At 52.2% G+C, this 20194-nt stretch carries 18 protein-coding genes and 2 tRNA genes; 11 read left to right on the top strand and 9 right to left on the bottom strand.

Translation table 11 applies throughout. The annotated features are described in order from the left end of the window. The first annotated feature begins 72 nt into the window (after window positions 1-72). The 3 genes from IEV97_RS04265 to IEV97_RS04255 all read left to right on the top strand — a co-directional run bounded on the left by IEV97_RS04265 (window position 73) and on the right by IEV97_RS04255 (window position 4294). Window positions 73-2403, top strand: coding sequence for a TonB-dependent receptor (locus IEV97_RS04265; RefSeq protein ID WP_188500236.1), 2331 nt, complete (start codon window positions 73-75; stop codon window positions 2401-2403). 77 nt (window positions 2404-2480) lie between these two features. Next, window positions 2481-3632 (top strand): PepSY-associated TM helix domain-containing protein, encoded by a 1152-nt coding sequence (locus IEV97_RS04260; RefSeq protein WP_188500235.1) that lies wholly within the window; start codon window positions 2481-2483, stop codon window positions 3630-3632. A gap of 221 nt (window positions 3633-3853) precedes the next feature. Then, entirely contained in the window at window positions 3854-4294 is a 441-nt protein-coding gene (locus IEV97_RS04255) for a response regulator (RefSeq protein ID WP_188500234.1), read from the top strand. Window positions 4295-4353: 59 nt separating this feature from the next. Here the strand turns inward: IEV97_RS04255 and IEV97_RS04250 are convergent, their stop codons facing one another. The 5 genes from IEV97_RS04250 to IEV97_RS04230 are packed head-to-tail and all read right to left on the bottom strand — an operon-like array spanning window position 4354 to window position 8433. Further along, complete coding sequence (locus IEV97_RS04250; protein ID WP_188500233.1) at window positions 4354-5724, bottom strand: sensor histidine kinase; 1371 nt, start codon at window positions 5722-5724, stop codon at window positions 4354-4356. A gap of 3 nt (window positions 5725-5727) precedes the next feature. Further along, a complete protein-coding gene (locus tag IEV97_RS04245) occupies window positions 5728-6759 on the bottom strand; it encodes a PP2C family protein-serine/threonine phosphatase (protein WP_188500232.1) in 1032 nt (343 codons plus the stop codon). Beyond that, the gene (locus IEV97_RS04240) at window positions 6749-7153 is read right to left on the bottom strand and encodes an anti-sigma regulatory factor (RefSeq protein ID WP_188500403.1); all 405 of its coding nucleotides are present in this window, start codon (window positions 7151-7153) and stop codon (window positions 6749-6751) included. The genes IEV97_RS04245 and IEV97_RS04240 overlap by 11 nt, the downstream gene beginning before the upstream one ends. Next, a complete protein-coding gene (locus IEV97_RS04235) occupies window positions 7146-7556 on the bottom strand; it encodes an STAS domain-containing protein (protein ID WP_188500231.1) in 411 nt (136 codons plus the stop codon). The genes IEV97_RS04240 and IEV97_RS04235 overlap by 8 nt, the downstream gene beginning before the upstream one ends. 4 nt (window positions 7557-7560) lie before the next feature. Beyond that, window positions 7561-8433, bottom strand: a complete 873-nt coding sequence (locus tag IEV97_RS04230) for an STAS domain-containing protein (protein ID WP_188500230.1) — start codon at window positions 8431-8433, stop codon at window positions 7561-7563. A gap of 186 nt (window positions 8434-8619) precedes the next feature. Here IEV97_RS04230 and IEV97_RS04225 point away from each other — a divergent pair, with 186 nt between their 5' ends. After that, on the top strand, window positions 8620-9171 hold the full coding sequence (locus IEV97_RS04225; RefSeq protein ID WP_188500229.1) for a DUF4136 domain-containing protein: 552 nt from the start codon (window positions 8620-8622) through the stop codon (window positions 9169-9171). A gap of 56 nt (window positions 9172-9227) precedes the next feature. Here the strand turns inward: IEV97_RS04225 and IEV97_RS04220 are convergent. The 3 genes from IEV97_RS04220 to IEV97_RS04210 form a co-directional block, all read right to left on the bottom strand. Beyond that, window positions 9228-9301: transfer RNA gene (locus tag IEV97_RS04220), tRNA-Pro, on the bottom strand. 113 nt (window positions 9302-9414) lie between these two features. After that, window positions 9415-10680: an APC family permease gene (locus IEV97_RS04215; RefSeq protein ID WP_188500228.1), complete on the bottom strand. Its 1266-nt coding sequence runs from the start codon at window positions 10678-10680 to the stop codon at window positions 9415-9417. 144 nt (window positions 10681-10824) lie between these two features. Then, window positions 10825-10898: transfer RNA gene (locus tag IEV97_RS04210), tRNA-Arg, on the bottom strand. Between the two features lie 191 nt (window positions 10899-11089). On the opposite strand from IEV97_RS04210, the gene IEV97_RS04205 reads away from it, so the two are divergent. Further along, window positions 11090-11506, top strand: a complete 417-nt coding sequence (locus tag IEV97_RS04205; protein ID WP_188500227.1) for an organic hydroperoxide resistance protein — start codon at window positions 11090-11092, stop codon at window positions 11504-11506. 127 nt (window positions 11507-11633) lie between these two features. Here the strand turns inward: IEV97_RS04205 and sucC are convergent, their stop codons facing one another. Continuing rightward, entirely contained in the window at window positions 11634-12836 is a 1203-nt protein-coding gene (gene sucC / locus IEV97_RS04200; protein ID WP_188500226.1) for an ADP-forming succinate--CoA ligase subunit beta, read from the bottom strand. A gap of 226 nt (window positions 12837-13062) precedes the next feature. Between sucC and IEV97_RS04195 the strand changes: the two genes are divergently transcribed. The 6 genes from IEV97_RS04195 to IEV97_RS04170 all read left to right on the top strand — a co-directional run bounded on the left by IEV97_RS04195 (window position 13063) and on the right by IEV97_RS04170 (window position 20149). Further along, a complete protein-coding gene (locus IEV97_RS04195; RefSeq protein WP_188500225.1) occupies window positions 13063-14142 on the top strand; it encodes an AI-2E family transporter in 1080 nt (359 codons plus the stop codon). A gap of 356 nt (window positions 14143-14498) precedes the next feature. Then, window positions 14499-15200 (top strand): PKD domain-containing protein, encoded by a 702-nt coding sequence (locus IEV97_RS04190; RefSeq protein ID WP_188500224.1) that lies wholly within the window; start codon window positions 14499-14501, stop codon window positions 15198-15200. A gap of 169 nt (window positions 15201-15369) precedes the next feature. After that, window positions 15370-16035, top strand: coding sequence for an ABC transporter ATP-binding protein (locus tag IEV97_RS04185; RefSeq protein WP_188500223.1), 666 nt, complete (start codon window positions 15370-15372; stop codon window positions 16033-16035). A 325-nt stretch (window positions 16036-16360) separates the two neighbouring features. Beyond that, the gene (locus IEV97_RS04180) at window positions 16361-17143 is read left to right on the top strand and encodes a hypothetical protein (protein WP_188500222.1); all 783 of its coding nucleotides are present in this window, start codon (window positions 16361-16363) and stop codon (window positions 17141-17143) included. A 211-nt stretch (window positions 17144-17354) separates the two neighbouring features. After that, a complete protein-coding gene (locus tag IEV97_RS04175) occupies window positions 17355-17924 on the top strand; it encodes a hypothetical protein (RefSeq protein WP_188500221.1) in 570 nt (189 codons plus the stop codon). Window positions 17925-18229: 305 nt separating this feature from the next. After that, window positions 18230-20149, top strand: a complete 1920-nt coding sequence (locus IEV97_RS04170) for a RecQ family ATP-dependent DNA helicase (RefSeq protein ID WP_188500220.1) — start codon at window positions 18230-18232, stop codon at window positions 20147-20149. Window positions 20150-20194 lie beyond the last annotated feature (45 nt).

Here is a 20194-nt window from a genome sequence, read left to right as displayed (position 1 = left end):
ATAACTCTTTTCTGTTATGGATATGGTGCTTACTTTTGCATCACTTTTTAGAATTGATCTAATTAAAGATACATGCAACGCGCGCTCACCATCGTATGTACCCTTGTGCTGCTGGCACAACAGGTATTTGCACAAACCACAGGCCGCATCGAAGGCCGCATCCAATCCGAAAGAGGCGAAGGTATAGCCGGCATCAGCGTAGGGCTGGAGGGTACCTCTTACGGCTCCACGACAGATGACGAGGGGAAGTTCCTGATCAAAAACATACCGGCTGGTAACTATACGCTGGTGGCTTCGGGTATAGGCTATACCCTGCAAAAGCAATTGCTGGAGGTAGCAGGCGGGAAGGCGGCCTTTGTCAATGTGGACCTGGCCGTGTCGTCGCATTCGCTAGGCGAGGTTCAGGTGACGGCGCACCGCAGTGGGGAGTATTTACAGCGTACCGCTACCACGGCCACCAAAATGGAGGCACCTATCAAATCGGTGCCGCAATCCGTGCAGGTGGTGTCGCGCCGTGCCCTGGACCAGTTGCAGGTACTGCGTCTCGAGGACGCCATGCGCAACGTGAGCGGGGTGAGCATGGAGACGGGCTTTGGCGGCCGCTCTGACATTTTCCAGATCCGCGGCTTCCGCACCGATATGCAGAGCGTGTTCAAAAACGGCTTCCGCAACACAGTGCGCACTTACCGCGAGAGTGCTAATATCCAGCAGATCGAGGTGATGAAAGGCCCGGCCTCTGTGCTGTACGGCGTGAGCGACCCGGGTGGGATGGTGAACATATCCACCAAAAAGCCAACAGCCCATACCTTCCAGGATATCCAGATCACGGCCAGTAACTTTGGTTTGGTGAGACCTGCCATCGACCTGGGCGGCTCCTTTAACGAGTCCAAGACTTTTAAATACAGACTTAACGCTGCGTATGAGCGTGCTGACAGCTACCGCGACTTCGTAAAGACCAAGCGTATTTTCGTGGCTCCGGCCATCACCTACGATTTCTCTGACAAGACCTCTCTGACCGTGGAGACCGAGTTCCTGAACCACGACCAGCCATCTGACCGCGGCATTTTCTCGGTTAACGGCCAGATTGCTCCCGTACCAAGAAGCCGTGTGGTGTTTGAGCCGAGCAATACAGGGGAGTTTACCAACCGCATGGCGCAGTACAACCTGCAGCACAAGTTCTCAGAAGCATTGAGCTTCCGCCACGCCTTCAACTACAACTACGCCACCGAAACGCGCGATGTGGTGGAGCAAACCACCGTCCTGAAAGACGGTTCGTTCCGCATCAACCGACAGCACCAGGACCAGGACACCTACGACCGCAACATCGCTACCCAGAATGAGCTGTACGCCAACTTCAACACCGGCGCACTGGTGGAGCACAAGGCCGTGGGTGGTATAGAGATTTCGCGTTCTGTGTTTGACATCTGGGTGAAGCGTGCCCCTTACGACGTGTTTGACATCCTGAATCCACAGTATAACCCGAAGCCCAAGGACTATTCGCTGCTAACCTACTCACAGGACTACCAGGACCGTGTGGATGTGCTGGGCTTCTACCTGCAGGACTTCATCACCATTAACCAGCGCCTGAAAGTCCTGCTGGGCGGCCGCTACGACTTCTGGGAACAGGAGAAAGAGAACCGCATGAAAGACGAAACGACCAAACAAAGTAACAAGGCCTTTAACCCGAGGCTGGGTGTGCTGTACGAGGTATACGGTCCGGTTTCTGTTTATGCGAACTACTCCAAAGGCTTCCAGCCAGGTATAGGACAGACGCTGGAGGGCGAGGCCTTCAAGCCAATCACCTCGGTGCAGTACGAAGCCGGTACGAAAATCGGTTTGCTGAACGACCGCGTGAACCTGACGGCCGCTTACTTCGACATCACGCGCCAGAATGTGGTGGTGCCTCACCCGACGCAGAGCGGTGCCAGTGTGCAGTTAGGCGAGGTGCAGAGCAAGGGTATAGAAACCGATATCACAGGGGAGGTGTTGCCTGGCCTGAATGTGATCGCCACCTATACCTACACCGACGCCCGCGTGACGAAGGATGCCCTTAGTGGAGACGATCCGAAACGCACAGTGGGCCGTCGCTTCAGAGGCGTGGGGTATAACAACAGCAGCCTTTGGACAACTTACGAACTACAGGATGGCCTGTTGAAGGGACTGGGTATCGGCGGTGGCTTTACGTATGTGGAAGATCGTCCGGTGGATGATGCCAACAGCTTTATGCTGCCAGGCTACACCCGCTACGACGCGACCATGTTCTACAACAGCAAGCGCTTCCATGCGGCCCTGAACGTGAAGAACCTGACTAACGTGAAGTACTACGAAGGCTCACAGTCGGTAACCGTGATCATGCCAGGTGCGCCTACTACCGTGCAGGGCACCGTCGGGGTGAGGTTTTAAGAGAGCTGATCAGAGATCAATAGTATCGGCGGCATTGTCCTGACAGGGGCGGTGTCGCCGATTTCAAATTCAGGTATATGCGCAAAATCCTTCTTCAGTTGCATCTCTGGGTCGGCCTGACGGCGGGCGCCGTGCTAGCCTTCATGGGCTTAACGGGCTCGCTTTATGTGTTTCAGCCCGAGCTGACGGTGGCGCTATACCCCGAGTACTACAAAAGCGCTGAGCCGGAAGCAGCCCCCGTGGATGTGCGCCTTGTCGTCAAAAATGCTGAAGAGCAGTTCGGTGGCCCGGTGACGAACATCTTTTTTCCGGTGCGTGAACTGGAGAACTACATTGTCAAGGTAAAGGGCAATAAGCACTTTCTCTTTTTTGACGCGGCAACCGGTAGCTATGTCGGCCAGTTGGAGAAGCGGAGAGGCGTGATGGACACTGTGCTGGACCTGCACCGCCACCTGGCCATGGGTGATACCGGTGCCCTGATCACGGGAACAAGTGCGCTTTTGCTGGCCTTTGTGCTGCTTTCGACGGGGCTATACCTGTGGTTCCCCCGTAAGCGGCGGCAGCTGAAAGACGGTTTGCGCCTCAAGCCTAAGGCCTCGTTCAAGCGCCGGAATTTCGACCTGCACAATGTATTCGGGTTTTACTTTAGCATACCGCTGTTCCTGGCCGCCGTCACAGGAGTATACTTTGGCTTTCAGGAGCAGACGCAGGCGGTAGTTGATAAGCTGACGCTGGCCAAAGAACCGACACCTTACGTCAAATCGCTGCGGTCTTCTTATCAGGAGGGAGTGGGACCGCTCACCGTGTACCAGGCACTCGACCGGATGGATGCGCTATACCCCGGATACGTCCGGCGCACCCTTGTCATGGCCCCCGATAGTGTTGCAACGCTCAACCTGACCTTCCTGGCATCATCCGAACTGGAGGCTGGCCCGCAGTACCGGCCGATGGTATACCTGGACCAATACACCGGCGGCATCGTGTATGATTACAACCCACACACGGCTCCAACCGGCACGCAGCTTACCCGTAACTGGTTCGTGCCGACGCACTTCGGGGAGCTGGGAGGCTGGGTGACACGCATGCTTTGGTTCTCTCTGGGCCTGGTGCCCGCCACGCTGTGGGTGACAGGCATTGTGATGTGGCGGGGCAAAAGTAAAAAGAAGAAAAAGAAAGCCGGCGTAAAAGCAGGAGAAGGTATAGTTGCCAGAAAAACTTATACAAGATAGCCCTTGGATTAGCTTTAATTATTACGTCCAAAAGTGTACTTTTGTGGTGCTGTAGGGTAGCTGTTCTGAGTTGCCTGTATAATAATGCGATATAAGTACACAAAAAGTCGCAGTATTGAACATTAATTGTTTACGATATGTTAGTGGCACAACCGGGTAGAAGAGCATCTAAGGGTGTAATTGTGCCATACCGTTGATTTAGGAGAGATAAAGAACTAACTATGAAGGAAGCATCTGAAATGCTTGACCTAGTGCTGTTGGTAGACGACGACGATACCACCAATTATCTGAACAAGCGCCTGTTGACCGACATGAAAGTAGCAAGAGAGATCCTGGTGCTGAAGAACGGTAGAGAAGCAATCGATTATCTGAGCAAAGCCTGTGGCGAGAAGCCGGATGATGCTCTTAAATGCCCTGACCTGATCTTCCTGGATATCAAGATGCCCATGATGGACGGCTTCGAGTTTCTTGAGGAATACCAGCGCAAAGGCCTGGATGCCGGCGACCATGTGATCATTTTGATGCTGACTTCCTCAGCGAGCTTTTATGACCTGGAGCGCATCAAAAGCTTTAAGAAAGTGAAGAAGCACTTCTCCAAGGCGCTCACCAACCACGATGTAAAAGAAATACTGGCCGAGTTTTTCCAGAAACGAACAAACTAGAGGAAGCCATATGATAAAGAACAAAGCCTGTACACCGCAAGGTATACAGGCTTTGTTGTTTACTCATTCTCCTCTGGTTCGGCTACTACTTCGCTGGCAGGCCACGAAAACACGAAGCACGTGCCGCGCCCTGCTGACTCCACCCAAACATCCCCCTGCTTTTCCTCGAGTATGCGTTTCACGATTGCTAGGCCCAGGCCTGAGCTATCAGAGCGTGTCAGGTTGTGACCCAGCGCTTCGTATTTACTGAAGATCTGCTCCTGGTCCTCGGGGGCTATTCCCGGGCCATTGTCTTGCACTGTAAACAAGATTTGGTCAGACTCAAAACTGAACGCTACTTCAATCACGGCCTCTTCCGGCCTGTCATGATACTTTACCGCGTTGCCGAGCAGGTTGCTGAAAATCTGGTAAAAGTAGATTTCCTGGGTATAGAGGGTGGGCATGTCATCCGGCAAAATGATCTTGAATGACGCCGGTATGTAGAGCGACTCCAGCACTTTCTGCAGTACGACCCGAACGGACACGATCTGGCGGTGCAGGCTGTGGTGCCCGGCAAGCGAGTAGGCCAGTATACCTGTGATCAGCTTGTCCATCTTGCTGGCCTGCTCCCGCAGCATCGGCAGGAGGGAGACCGCATCTTCGGTGTTTCCGGTTTGCAAACTGCCTTCCAGAAAATTGAGGATACCGCCGATGTTTTGAAGCGGAGACCGCAGATCGTGCGAAACGGTGTGCGCAAAGGCGTCCAGGTCTGCGTTCACCTTCTGGAGCTCCAGGTTGCGGCGCTCACGCTCTTCGGAGAGATTCTGTATCTCAAAGTTGGATTGCTGGAGTTGCAGGTTCAGCCTCCTGATCTCCTGCAGTTGCTGTTCTGCCTCCAGGTTGCGCAGCCGCAGCTTCTCGAGCAGTTCGAGCTGCTGCATGTTCTGCTTTTTGATCTCCGCATACGGCGATATTCCTTCTTCATCTTTAAACTCCTGTAGCCAAACCTCCTTCAGGCTTTTGGTGAAAACAGGAGACTGCGTAGGTATACGCTTGCGGAGGGTCACGGCAGTGCCCTGCTCGTGCTCGGTCCTGATCTCAAAGAAATCGACCAGCTTGCGGGAGTTGACAATGCCCATGCCACGCGATGTGGCGCTGCTGACATACCTGGCCCGTTCATATATCTGATCGAGGTTGCCAATGCCGCGACCGCGGTCCGATACCGTGGCCTCCAGGTAGTTGTGGCCGCTCTCCTGCACAATGCCAAACTGAATGGTGCCATTGCCTACATGCTCCACCACGTTGCGGCATATCTCTGACACGGCCGTTGCGAACTTGGTTTGGTTAGCCTGCGCCATCCCTGTTTTTTCCGACAGCTGCATAGCCCGCCTGTAAGCCAGCACCACGTCCAGCTCGTTGGCGATGTTTATTTTGAGAAGACTCCTGGGCATGGATTACGGTTTAGCTTTGCATACAAGTACGAGCGTGTCATCTGTCTGGCGGCTGTGGTCTTTGTAAAGAACTGCTGCGATGGTGGTGGGTAAGTGACCTTGCAGGTTCGGGTAGCGGCTCAGGTCCCAGCGCGATTTCAGTCCGTCGCTGTGCACAATCAGCACCTTGTTACGGTTCCAGTCCAGGCTCTGGTTGTTGAAAGTGCCCGGAACATTATGCCCGAGTATGCCATTGTAGGAAATCACATTCTTGTAAGACATACTGCCTAGCGAACTTTCCATTGAGAAAAGCTTGCCGGCAATGTTGCCAATGCCACAGTAGGTGAATTTGTTCTGGGTGATGTCGATGCTGGCCGCAAAGCCCACTGCGCCGCGTGTACGGCGAATGCTGTTGTGGATGACTTGCAGTGCCAGGGCTGGGTCATGTACAGGATCTTCGCAAAAGGTTTTGACAGCAAGCTGTGCTGCTTCCTGCGCGTGTGTGCCATGCCCGAGTCCATCCAGGGCGAGCAGATAAGCGCCCCGTTCGTGGTGAATGACAGCATACCCGTCGCCACAGTCCACCTCTTTCGGTTTGGGGACCATGACGCTGCCAATTTCGTAGCGCCGGGCCGTAGGTATAGACTTAGCCGATTTGTACACCCGGGTCACGATCACGGTGCCTACCTGGGGCAGTGAGTAAAGGTCGAAGACATCGGACTGCCGCTTGATCGCGCCGAGGCCTTCGCCGGCAGAGCCGAAAGTGGATACGCCATCCTCCAGCATGCGATCAGGATCGGTCATGCCGGGGCCGTTGTCAAGGCTGATGATCTCTATCCCTTTAATGGGTTTGCCAATGGCCTTCACCAGCAGCTCGCCACCCTTTGTTGTGTGCTTCTCCAGGTTGGTGAGCATCTCCGACACGATGATATTGACTTTGCCCACGGCACCCTCCGACAGGGCGAAGCTCTCGGCAAGGCGCGTAATATCTTTTTTGGTGAGGCTGGCGTAGCTCCGGTCCGGTACTAAGAAGCGGTAATGCTGATTAACGTCCATTTTTCCAGTGGATGACAGTAACGGTTGTGCCTTCTCCCGGATTACTTTTGAGGTCGAATTCGTTGACTAATCGCTTAGCGCCGGGCAGACCAAGACCAAGGCTTCGGCCGGTAGAGAATCCATCGCGCATGGCCATGGCGACATCCGCTATACCTGGACCTTGGTCTTTGAAGGTTAGTCTTACGCCGGTTTTGGCATTATTGCTGATAATTTCGAGTATTACTTTGCCGCCGTTGGCGTACTTGAGCATGTTTCGCACGAGTTCGCTGGCCGCCGTAATCAGCTTGGTCTGGTTCACCAAACTCATACCTATTCGGGTGCCAAATTCGCGCACGCGGTTGCGGAAGGGTACCACATCCTGTTCGCGCACGATCTCCATCGTGTCTTTAGTCATTACGATCATCCTGGTCTTCCTCCTCGTCGTCGTCTAGTTCCAGGTTATCGCCTAGTTTTGTGTTAAGTAATTCCATACCCTTTTCAACATTCAGGGCAGTGTATACACCTTGCAGCGTTAGGCCAAGCTCCACAAGTGTAATAGCCACAGCGGGCTGCATTCCTACTACCACGGTTTCGGCATCCATAATGCGCGACATGGAGGCAATGTTGCCTAAAATGCGGCCCATAAATGAATCTACGATGCTTACCGTGGAAATATCAATCAACACGCCTCGCGCTCCGGTCTGGCTTACCATGTTGATCAGGTCGTTCTCAAGGGTAAGGGCTAATCTGTCGTAAAGGTCAATCTGAATGGTAACCAGCAGAAAAGGCCCCATTTTTAAAATCGGTATCCTTTCCATCGTACTAGCGCGTTAGTTTTGGTGCCTTGCTTCGCTCTGTGCGGCGTACCTCCAGGTTGGTCATGCTGAAGGCAAGGTGCAGTGCACTGGCCAGACTGGCCTTGGTCTTGATGTTGGACAGGTCGATGCCCAGGTGCACGATGGTCTGCGCGATCTCGGCACGAATGCCGCTGATAATACACTCGGCACCCATCAGGCGGGTGGCACTTACGGTTTTGATCAGGTGCTGGGCTACCAGTGAGTCTACGGCAGGTACGCCGGAAATATCCAGAATAGCGATGTTGCTACCAGTGTTCACGATCTCCTGCAGCAGGTTTTCCATGACAACCTGTGTACGGGCACTGTCCAGGGTGCCAATAATTGGCAGGGCAAGTATACCGTCCCATACACGGATCACCGGCGTGGAAATCTCACTGATCTCGTCGGTCTGACGCAAAATCACTTCCTCACGACCCTTGATGAAAGTTTCGAACGTGAGAATACTCAGGTTGTCGAGCAGGTTGTTGAGCTGCATGATTTCCTGGTAGAGCATGCTCGTGTCATCCTTCCGCTGTTCAACCAATACCTCAATCACGGATTGCTTCAGGCTTAGCACATACGCGCCGGTTTCGCGCGGACTGAAGCCCTGTCTTGCTCTGGTGATGGAAATGTCGCGAAGCGTATCCGTTACCTGCTCAAACTCGGTGTCGTAGATGTTGTCGTAATTGCCTTTGGCAACAGCTCGGAGCAGTCCGTCCAGCATTTCTCTTGATTGACGCTGCAATTCATCAGTTGTCATGAGGTCATCACGGAGTGAGGCGTCAGACAGCTGATTTTGCATCCACTTTTCGAGGATGCGCTCTTTGTTTTTCTCTAGTACTTGTGCTGTTGTGTTCATGGTAGGGCAAAACGTAGCTTATGGACGTATGGTTTAGACGATGCGTAAATTTTACATCGCAGAAAGGATCCTGGTGTAGGATAGGTGCTAAGTTAGGTATAATAATTGCAATCGAAGCATACATTCCCGGATTACAGCGTACGTATATACAATTATTTTTGTGTAAAGACTCAAGGAATTTCGGATATGAGAAACCTGTTGTTTAGTACTGCATTGCTGTTACTCTTGCTGCTGTCGGCCTGCACTCCTGCTACGAGCATTCAGTCTGAGCCCGCGCCCGGCTTTACGCTGGCAACTTACCGTCAGTTCGCTTTCATGGAGGTGGATACTGACGCCGAAAAGATGGGCCCTGATTTTGAGGGGCATGTGCATTTTCTGAAACAGGAGCTCGCCCGTCAGCTGGAGCAACGCGGTCTGAAACAGGCACCGTCCGTGGACGAAGCCGATCTGCTGATCAACCTGGGCATCGTAGTGGACAGGAAGGTGCAGACGCGGGAAACCAATATCATAACGGACCCGCCCCGCTACATCGGACAGCGCCGCTATACCTGGAAGAGCGAAGAAGTGGAGGTGGGGCGCTATAGCGTAGGCACGGTGTCGGTGCACCTGGTAGATCCGGTGCAGAACGAGTTGATGTGGCAAGGCACGGCAGAGCGCATTATTTCCGATAAGCCCGAAAAGCTGCGCGAGCAAATAGAGAAAGGTATAGAGCAGCTGGTGGAGGAGATGCCGTCGTAAGGAAGTATGACTTTTAACAAGAAAGGCCTTACAGCAATTTGTAAGGCCTTTCTTAGTCGGAGTGGCGGGATTCGAACCCACGACCTCCAGCACCCCATGCTGGCGCGATACCAGGCTACGCTACACCCCGAAAACTTTCGCAACATAGCAAAAACGTTCTTTCATAGCAAGACTAAGCCTGCATCTATACCTTAAATTATTTACGGGTATAGTGCCTGATCAGCTTAAGGGGTTCGGAGTAAATCATTTGTCGTATACCTTATGAAACAGCAATCGCAGTACGAACCCGATCGCCAGCAGACCAAGTCCGGAAAGAATGACCTGCAGCGGAAGTGACACAGACATGGCCAGGCAGCCAATAAGGCCTAGTACAGGTATAAACTTGCCGTAGAGCTGCTCCGATTCTGGTTGCTTTAATGCCGCTATGTTAGTGATGCTGTAGTAGAGCAAAATTGTGAAAGAGGCGGAGCGCAGGATGAATTCGAAGGAGCCCGCCAAAACCAGCAGCTGAACGATTGCTCCCGTAAGGAGAATGCCTACATGCGGTACCCTGAAACGGCGGTGCACCCGCTTAAATAAGGGGGGCAGATCGTGTCGTCTTCCCATGGCCAGCAACATGCGGCTAATCCCCAAAATCTGACTCAAGAGCACCCCAAGCATCGCGGTAGACGCGCCAATCGTGATCACAGTCCGGATGGCGGGCGTGCTCAGCGCAGCTGCCACAACCTGCAAAGGCGATCTGCTGTCGGCCATCCGCTCCGTGCCGATCACACCCACTGCTACCAGTGAAACGGCTGCGTACAGCACAATGGCCGACACGATAGTGATGATGACAGCACGGGGAATCGTTTTGTGGGGTTCACGGACTTCCTCGGCCAGCGTAGCAATGCGGGCATACCCTGTGAAAGCGAAAAACAGCAAGGCCGCAGCCTCCGCTATACCTGCCATTCCAAAGGGTGCAAAGGGTTGAAAATTTTCCTGTTTAACAGCAGGTATACCGCTGAACACCAGGTATAGCAGCGAAATAAGTGTCACTGAAACAATAACGAGATTGAGCATCCCGGCCTTTTTGATGCCGAAGTAATTGGCCAACGTCAACAGGAGCACAGCCAGCACCGAGAGGACCAAAGGAGAAAAGACAGGTATAAGCTGGTAGAAGTAACTCCCAAAACCAATGGCGACAACACCCGCTGCGGAGAGTTTGCTTATCAGGAACATCCAGCCCGCCGAGAAACCGAGCGTGGAGTTCAGTAACCGGTAGCCATACTCATAAGTGCCTCCGGAATGTGGGTATACGGCAGCCAGTTGTGCGGACGACAGCGCATTGAAAGCCGCAATCATACCTGCGAAGAGCAACCCGATCAGAAAAGCCGGACCCGCCAGACCAGCTGCTACGCCAGTCACTACAAATATACCTGCCCCAATAATGGCACCCAGGCCAACGCCCACCGCATCCTTTAAAGTAAGTACACGGAGCAGTTCGTGTTGCTGCGTTTTCGGTCTCTCCATTTTCGTCTATAGTTTTGAGGGCATCCGGCACTCTGGCGTCATCATCCAAAGATATAGAAATACCGGCAAGTCAGGCAGGGGAGTGGGAAATTGCGTGGAGAAGTGTATAAAAAAAGCCCTACATTGCTGTAAGGCTTCTTGATGTGCACCCGAGAGGATTCGAACCCCTAACCCTCGGAGCCGAAATCCGATATTCTATCCAATTGAACTACGGGTGCTTACCGTGTTGCAAAAATAGAAACAATGCGCTAAAAAGGAAATTTTAGAGGCGATAATTATAATGCTGAAATGTATAGTGGGCAGGTATAGACAGATAATGCGCGCTTAATCGCTTCATACCTAAAACAATAAGCAGAATTTGAGAGTTAATAAATAATATTTCAAATCAAGCAAACGAAATCAGGAAGCTATGGAAAAAGTGTATACGGCAGAGGTTACTGCCACAGGAGGCCGCCGAGGTCATGTTGTGTCATCAGATGGCGTACTCGATATGCCACTCTCGTTGCCCGAGGGACTGGGAGGGGAGAAGGGGAAATCTAACCCCGAGCAGCTGTTCGCCGCAGGGTATGCGGCCTGCTTTCAGAGTGCTTTGCTGCTGGTAGCTGGTAAGCAGCATATCCGGTTAAATCCGGAGTCTACTGTAAAGGCGCATGTGGATCTGCTCAAGTCCGAAGACGGAAAATACGGGTTGGGCGTGAAGCTGGAGGTGCACCTACAGGGACTCGACAAAGAAAAAGCAGAGCAGTTGGTGAATGAAGCGCACGAGGTGTGCCCTTACTCCATCGGCACGCGGGGCAATATCAATGTGGAACTGGACGTGGTTTGAGTTTAGGAGTTAGAGAGTTGAAGAGTTTGGGAGTTAAGGAAAGCTTTTTATCAGTCCTCAAGCTACATGAAACAGAAAGGGGCTGCCATCACTGGCAGCCCCTTTCTGTTTTATAGGGTATTTGGAATTAAGCTCCTACTTCAGCTAATACCTGCTCTACTTTCTCAGCGGCTTCTTTCAGCGCTACGGCAGAGTATACCTTCAGGCCAGACTCGTCGATTATGCGGGCACCTTCTTCGGCGTTTGTTCCCTGCAGACGAACGATGATCGGCACCTTGATGTCACCGATGTTCTTGTAAGCCTCTACCACACCATTGGCAACACGGTCGCAACGAACGATACCGCCGAAGATGTTGATCAGGATCGCCTTCACGTTCGGGTCTTTGAGGATGATACGGAAACCAGCTTCAACCGTCTGTGCGTTTGCCCCACCCCCTACGTCCAGGAAGTTAGCAGGCTCGCCGCCAGAAAGCTTGATGATGTCCATGGTGGCCATCGCAAGACCGGCACCGTTTACCATACAGCCTACGTTGCCATCCAGCTTCACGTAGTTCAGGTTCGATGCGCTTGCTTCCACTTCCAACGGATCTTCTTCCGAAGTATCGCGCAGGGCAGCCAGGTTTTTGTGACGGAACAGGGCGTTGTCGTCCAGGTCCACTTTGGCGTCTACTGCCAGAATTTTGTTGTCAGAAGTCTTCAGAACCGGGTTGATCTCGAACATGGAAGAGTCGGTCTCCACATAGGCTTTGTAAAGGTTCATGATGAATTTCACCATTTCCTTGAATGCCTCGCCCTGCAGTCCGAATGCGAACGCGATTTTGTTCGCCTGGAACGGACGCAGGCCCACAGCCGGGTCGATCCACTCTTTGATGATCTTCTCAGGCGTTTTCTCAGCCACTTCCTCGATGTCCATACCACCTTCAGTAGATGCCATGATCACGTTGCGGCCTTTGGCGCGGTCCAGCAGGATGCTCAGGTAGTACTCCTTCGGATCGGATTCGCCAGGGTAGTATACGTCCTGCGCTACCAGTACTTTCTGTACCAGTTTGCCTTCAGGACCAGTCTGGTGCGTTACCAGCGTCATGCCCAGGATGTCGTTAGCGATCTGCTTCACCTGATCCAGGTTTTTGGCCAGCTTCACGCCACCGCCTTTACCACGGCCACCCGCATGAATTTGCGCTTTGATCACGTGCCAGCCTGTGCCGGTTTCCTCGGTCAGTTTCATAGCCGCTTTTACAGCCTGGTCTGGCGTTTCCGCCACGATGCCTTCCTGTATGCGAACGCCGTAGCTTTTCAGAATCTCTTTAGCCTGATATTCGTGTATGTTCATGCTTTCAGTTTTATTGGACGCACGAAAGTAAGCCTTTATCGGCTTAAATTCAAGAAATAGGTTTTTAAAATATTGGGGATTCGTCGCCTGCAGCCTGCCACGGCCGGTGTTTCTCCTCAGATCGGGCATTCGGCCCCCTGTGCGCATGAAAAGTAACTGTAGAACATAGATTTTAGTAAGTGTACCTAATACGTGCGTTATAATTGAACTTGTAAAAAAGCGGACTATGCCCCCTAAACATTCATTTGCCAAAAGTGTGGCACTGGCCGCTTTCATCGTGCTGCTGATAGCCTCCGGGTTTTACCTGCTGGCTGCGGCAGCCTACTTTTTCCTGTTGGTTTTTGCCGGTATCTTGCTGGCCGTGCTCTTTTGCGGACTCACCGACTGGGTGGTGCGGTACCTGGGCCTGAAGCGCTGGCTGAGTTTACTACTGGTAACGTTGCTGGTCTTTGGTCTTTTGATAGGGTCTTTTGTGCTGGTGGCGCCCACCCTCTATGAACAAGCCGACCAGATGCGCGAAAAGATTCCGCAGGCTTTCAGCAGTCTGAAGGAATGGCTGAGCCAGTATAACTGGGGGCAACGTTTGGTGGAGGAGCTACCCGAGGACTACAAGCGGATGATGCCGGAGCAAAAGGAGATACTGCAGCGCATTACGGGTGCTTTCTCTTCCACGCTCAGCATTCTGGCGGATTTTTTCATTGTGGTGATCACGGCCCTCTTTTTTGCGTCAAACCCAACGCTCTATACCCACGGCTTCGTGAAGCTATTCCCCGAACACCGGCGCACCCGCATGCTGGAAGTGCTGCACGCCTGCTACTATACCTTGAAGATGTGGCTGCTAGGTATGCTATCGGCCATGGCCATTATTGGTGTCAGCACGGCCATAGCGTATTTGATCATTGGCCTGCCCCTGGCACTCGCATTGGGTCTGATTGCCTTTTTCCTCGCCTTTATACCTAACATCGGTCCCTGGTTGGCCGGTATACCTGCCGTGCTGGTCGGCCTTACGGTCAGCCCCGATATGGCGCTCCTTGTCATCATCGTGTACGGCGGCATTCAGATGGTGGAGTCATACGTTATCACGCCCATCATCTTCCAAAAAACAGTGGATCTGCCGCCTGCCTTGCTACTCTTTTTTCAGGTGCTGCTGGGTATACTGCAAGGCGGATTAGGCTTGCTGATGTCGGCCCCCATACTGGCTGTGCTGATTGTCGTGATAAACGAACTGTATGTAAAGGACGTGCTGGAAAGCAAAAAAGGCAACGAAGATGAGACGGTGCAGGCAGGTGAGAGTGCAGAGCGCTGATCTCTCAGATTAGCGCCTCGTGGTGGGCCTAATTTTTAAGCGGCCTTTATCGGTTTGTAGCGTTGGCAGACCGATCCCTGATCTACAGATAATGCTCAAAAGGGACAGGTGACAGGACTCTTTACGCATCTGATAAAACCAGCTCCTGGGTCTGGTTTTATTAGGTACAAGATTTGGCGACTTTACCTGAGATTGAAGTGGCTTAACCAAATATATAAACTCCAGATACTCTTAATAAACAAGGACTTCGTATATCATAGAGTGGTAGCTACACAGAACTCAATCAATTGAAAATCAATTATTTGTATTTGAAAATGGATGGTATATGATAAGCATTAGTTTTAAAAATAATGGACATGAAAAGGTACTTCTACTCGTCCAGAAACGTAATATTTACGCTCCTCCTGCTATGCATCGCCTGTAACAAAGAAGACGATTCTGTATCCCCTGACATTCCTGCCCAACCCATCGCCCCAATTGCACGTGCCGGAAATGATACAACCATGTATCATCCCTATAAAGAGTACGTTTTAAACAGCAGCGCCAGTACAGATCCGGATTCTAATATAGTCTCCTATCAGTGGAGATTAATGGCAGGGCCTTCCGCTGTCAATATCAAACAACACCATTTCTCTGATGTTAAAGCGTATGCAAGCGGGCTTACTGTGGCTGGCAATTATGATTTTGAGTTAACTGTGACCGACGCGGATAAGCTGTCTGCAAAAGATACGGTGACAGTTACCATCATTGTTCCGACAGAAGAACCAGTTTGCTCTGATCCAAAGGAATTCATTTTCAAAGATCTTACCTGGGACTATTCCTGGATCATGGAGATCGATATTTACAATTTCTATTCAAACCTTCCAGCCAACAGCCAGATTCAGAATATCTACATAAAAAGAGACAATTCCGAGGAATGGGAACCCGTTGTATACCTGCCTGAATCTTCGGGTTATAGCTTGCACACATGGGATTATGGGAATGGAGTATTCGTGATTTTCCCAAATCAGAATATGGAAGATGATACCCCTGATGTGAAAATCGAGTATTGCGAGTAAGTACGCCTGACACCAGGTATTTTCACTATAACAGGAGCTAACACTTCGCCCGATAGTCTAGCCCGGAGCTGAGGGTGCTGCTAAATTTCGGAAGGCAGGTACCTCACTTATACCTTTTGTTTTGTAGCTTTGACACATCATTCATTGTCAAACACATTACCGCCAGATCGTGCTGCAAGTCGTTAACGTTCACAAGAAATACGGTTCATTGGAAGTGCTCAAAGGGATAGACCTGACCATCCATGCCGGCGAAGTTGTTTCCATTGTAGGCGCTTCGGGCGCTGGCAAAAGCACACTGCTGCACATTTTGGGTACGCTAGACTCGGCCGATACCGGCGATGTGCTGTTTGACGATAAGAACATTTCCCGCCTCAACGCGTCTGAACTGGCGCGTTTCCGTAACCGGCACATCGGTTTCATTTTTCAGTTTCACAACCTGTTGCCAGAGTTCACGGCCCTCGAAAACGCCTGCCTGCCTGGCTTCCTGGCCGGACGCCCGGAGCTGGAGGTAACCGAGCGCGCCGCCGAATTGCTCAGCATGCTTAACCTGGGCCACCGCATGCACCACAAGCCTTCCGAGATGTCGGGTGGTGAGCAGCAGCGCACGGCCGTGGCGCGCGCCCTGATCAACTCGCCGCGCATCATTTTCGCTGACGAGCCCAGCGGTAACCTCGACTCCAAAAATGCACAGGAGTTGCACGAGATCTTCTTTAAGTTGCGCGACGAGTTTAACCAGACCTTCGTGATCGTAACGCACAACGAGCAGCTGGCCACCATGGCCGACCGCAAGCTGGTCATGAAAGACGGACTGATCGTGCAGGAGGTGAAAGCCTAAGCTATACCTGTTCCTATACCTATACCTCTTATTCCTGAGCGCTACCTGGCCATCCTTTGGCGGGGTTTTGAACTGTGTCCGTTCCCGAGGTTCTCGTCTTTATTTCATGCACATACCTCAATTGTAATTTTCACGTACAATATATCCCCCTTTGCTTTTTTGTGCTAAATCGGCGGCTATTGGGAGGGGAAACATATTTTTCTGAAATTAATTTATAAACATCTGATAATCAGATGTTTATAATGAATTTTTTTTGTGATTTTTTGCACCATTTCAGGAGGAGGTATGTTTGATATATGTACTAAAACATGAAAACTAACGAGATATGAGTCAAGTGAATAAAGAGACAAAAGTGGAGAGGAAGCCGAAGGTAGAAAGCTATGACATAGCGAAATCTGATGAGACGCTTCACTTAGCTGTTGACCTGGCTAAGTTTATAAAAGAGAATAGGTTATATCAAAATATACAAGGTAAAGAGTACGTGAACGTGGAAGGCTGGCAGTATGCCGGCTCGCGTCTGGGCATCTTGCCGGTGGTGGAGCATGTGGTCAACATCAGCACCGACGACGAGATCAAGTACCAGGCGAAGGTGAACCTGCTCGACCTGCGCAGTCAGCAGGTGGTGGGCGCCGGCTTTGCGATCTGCTCCAACAAAGAGCAGGGCAAGAAGTACTACCAGGAGTTCGCGATTGCCTCCATGGCGCAGACCCGTGCCATTGGCAAGGCCTACCGCAACATTCTGGCCTGGATCATCCGGGCGGCTGGCTACGAGCCAACTCCGGTAGAGGAGATGGACTATGCAGGCAATGAAACTTCGAAGCCTGCCGTGCCAACTGAGAAGAAAGCAACGATGAAGGCTGCCCCTGCCACAGCGGCGGCTGAAGCCGCGGCCGCAGACGCTGAACCTACTCCAGGTATACGCTACGCATCGGCCAAGCAGAAAGAGGAGATCATCCGTCTGCTGAACAATCCGGTGATCACGCGCCAAGAAAAGACCAAGATGTTGCTCAACATCAACCGTTTTGACGAGGAGCGTGCCGCGCAGGCGATCGAGAAGCTGAAGAAGGTGATCGAGGACCGGGAAGATGGTCAGTCTGCTGCTGCATAATTCCTGTTGATTAGAAGTTAAAAACCTGCCTCTTTCGAGGCAGGTTTTTTTGTTTTTCTACTCTGGTAGTCTTTAGTATCGGATTGGGGGTGTCCTGCAAAATTCACTTCGACTGATCTGGGAGGTATTTGAAGCTGTCAGGGATTCATTTTTTAATATATAGATTTCACTATATATTTGCTTGTATTAGTCATTTAAATTTTAACATCTTATGAAAGCAAAATTACTTTTAACTTTTGCCTGCTGCCTGATGATGCAGTGTTTGTTCGCTCAGAAGAAGGCCTATGAGCAGGGCGATCTTTTTATTCATGCGGGAACATCGCTGGGCTACTATGGCTATGGGTTTGCAGGTAGCCGCTCAGGTGCGTTTATCCCCGTTACTGCCTCCATCGAGAAAGGAATTCACGAAAGTATAAGTGTAGGTCCTTACGTTGGCTACGCCAGCTGGAAGTACAGCCACTATGGCTATGACTACAAATGGAACTTCACCTCAGTCGGTGCCAGAGCTACATACCACGCGGTTCCTCTAATAAACGAAGCCCTGGGAGCGAGTATCAGCGAAGAGAAGCTGGACTTGTACGGCACGCTGCTGGTGGGACTCGAATTCAGGACTTTTTCCGGAGACGAAGACTTTCCGGGGTCCTATGCCAACGGGACAAACTTTTTTATCGGACCGGTACTAGGCGTAAAATATAAGTTCAACGAGACAATAGGTGTCTACTTTGAAGGTGGCCGCGGCGCATTTGGCTTTGGTACGCTGGGCGTGTCGGTAAATCTGTAATTAATTTGCCACAGCAAAAAAGCCTTCCGTAGTTAGCTCCGGAAGGCTTTTTTTATGTCCGTTCTCCTTTGCATTATTCTCCTGCCGTCGTTATGCCGGGAGTTATTTCGGTGCATGATAGTCTTTCCCATACCCTTCAGCCAGGTATAGGACACAAGCTTATCCCTTACACCAGCGCTGTCGAATGCTCCGCCAAACGCCAGATCAGGATTCCTCTCTCGAAATGGAAATGAAGGGGTGCGGAGCGAAAAATTCTGACTTCTGTCTTCTATACTTTATCTTCGCTATCCCAAACCCGAACTCCTTTGCAAGACATCCACCACATATTGCGCACCTATTGGGGCTATGACCAGTTCCGGCCTTTGCAGGAGGATATCATCCGTTCGGTGCTGGCGGGTCAGGACACGCTGGCGCTGTTGCCGACAGGTGGGGGTAAGTCGATCTGCTTTCAGGTGCCGGCCATGGCTATGGAGGGGATTTGCCTGGTGATCACGCCGTTGATTGCGCTGATGAAGGACCAGGTGGAGCAACTCAAGAAACGGGGTATACCTGCCGTGGCCATCTTCTCGGGTATGAACCGCCGCGAGATCGACATCGCGATGGACAACTGCGTGTATGGCAACGTCAAGTTCCTATACCTGTCGCCGGAGCGTTTGCAGACCGATTTGTTCCAGGAGCGGGTGAAGCGCATGAAAGTGAGTTTGCTGGCCGTGGACGAGGCGCACTGTATCTCGCAATGGGGCTACGACTTCCGGCCACCCTACCTGGAACTGGCCGCCCTGCGCGAAACACTGCCCGCTATACCTGTGCTGGCCCTCACGGCCACGGCCACCGAGCAGGTGCGCGTCGATATTCAGGAAAAACTGGCTTTCAAAAAGCAGAACGTGTTTGTCAAGAGCTTTGCCCGGGCCAACCTTTCTTACTCCTGCCTTTATACCGAAGACAAAGTGGGCCGCCTGCTCGAGATCCTGAACCGTATGCCGGGGCAGTCCATTGTGTATGTGCGCAGCCGACGGCAGACCGTGGAGATAGCCCGGTTCCTGCAGAGCCGGCGTATACCGGCAGCGGCCTATCATGCGGGTCTCAAGTTTGAAGAGCGCAACAAGACACAGCAGGCCTGGATCGATGACAAGGTGCGCGTGATCGTGGCAACCAACGCCTTTGGCATGGGCATCGACAAACCCGATGTACGGCTGGTCGTGCACCTCGATCTGCCGGAGAGCCTGGAAGCCTATTACCAGGAGGCAGGCCGTGCCGGGCGTGACGAGAAGTACGCCTATGCCACGCTGCTCTACGGCCCCAGCGACACCAAAGACCTGCTGCAGAAAGTAGCAGAGGCGCATCCACCGCTGGAGCTGATCCGGCGGGTATACCAGTGCCTGGCCAATTACTACCAGATCGCGGTGGGCAGCGGCTTGATGGGCAGCTTCGATTTTGACCTGGCTGCTTTTTCCAAGAACTACAAGCTGTCTGCACTCGAAACCCACCACGCCATCAAACGGCTGGAAGGAGAGGGCTACGTGCAACTCAACGAGGCTTACTACAGTCCCTCGCGGCTATACCTGCTCCTCGACAACATGGCGCTTTATGAGTTTCAGGTGGCCAATGCCGAGCACGACGCCTTGCTGCGTCTGATCCTGCGCATGTATGGCGGCGAGGCTTTTACGGGCTTTGTGAAGATATCGGAACGTAAACTGTCCGAGCAACTCAGGAAGCCGGAGCAGGAGGTGCGCCGCAAACTCGAGTACCTGCACAAGCTGCAGGTGCTGGTATACGAGCCACAGCACGATGCCCCCCAGTTGGTCTTCACCGCTCCCCGTCTGGACGCCGCCAACCTGCCGCTGAACCACAAAAAGCTGGACCAGCTGCGCGACCGTGCCCTGAAGCAGGCCAAAGAAATGGCCCATTATGTCGAGACCACCAACCGATGCCGCACGCAACTGCTGCTGGAGTACTTCGCCGAAGTCAGTGACAAGAGCTGCCGCATCTGCGACTACTGTCTGGCGCAGCGCAAAAAGGAGCGGGCAGGGCAGGAGCAGCAAGCGCTGCGACAGCAACTGCTGCAGGCAGTGCAGACTAAAAACCTGCTGCCCAAAGAGCTTGTGCAACAGTTCGACCCCAAACATACCGAAACCGTAACAGAGCTCCTGCGCGAAATGGTGGACACCGGCATCATCAAGTACGCCGAAAGCGGCAAGCTATACCTGGCGACAGAACAGGTGTAGCTTGCCGGTTGATTCTCGTATAGCCTTTATACCTGAACAACAAAA

Source organism: Pontibacter amylolyticus (genome assembly GCF_014638845.1).
GTDB classification, from domain to species: Bacteria; Bacteroidota; Bacteroidia; order Cytophagales; family Hymenobacteraceae; genus Pontibacter; species Pontibacter amylolyticus.
Note: the sequence above shows the minus strand (reverse complement) of the source record. Positions and strands in the feature narration are given on the sequence as shown.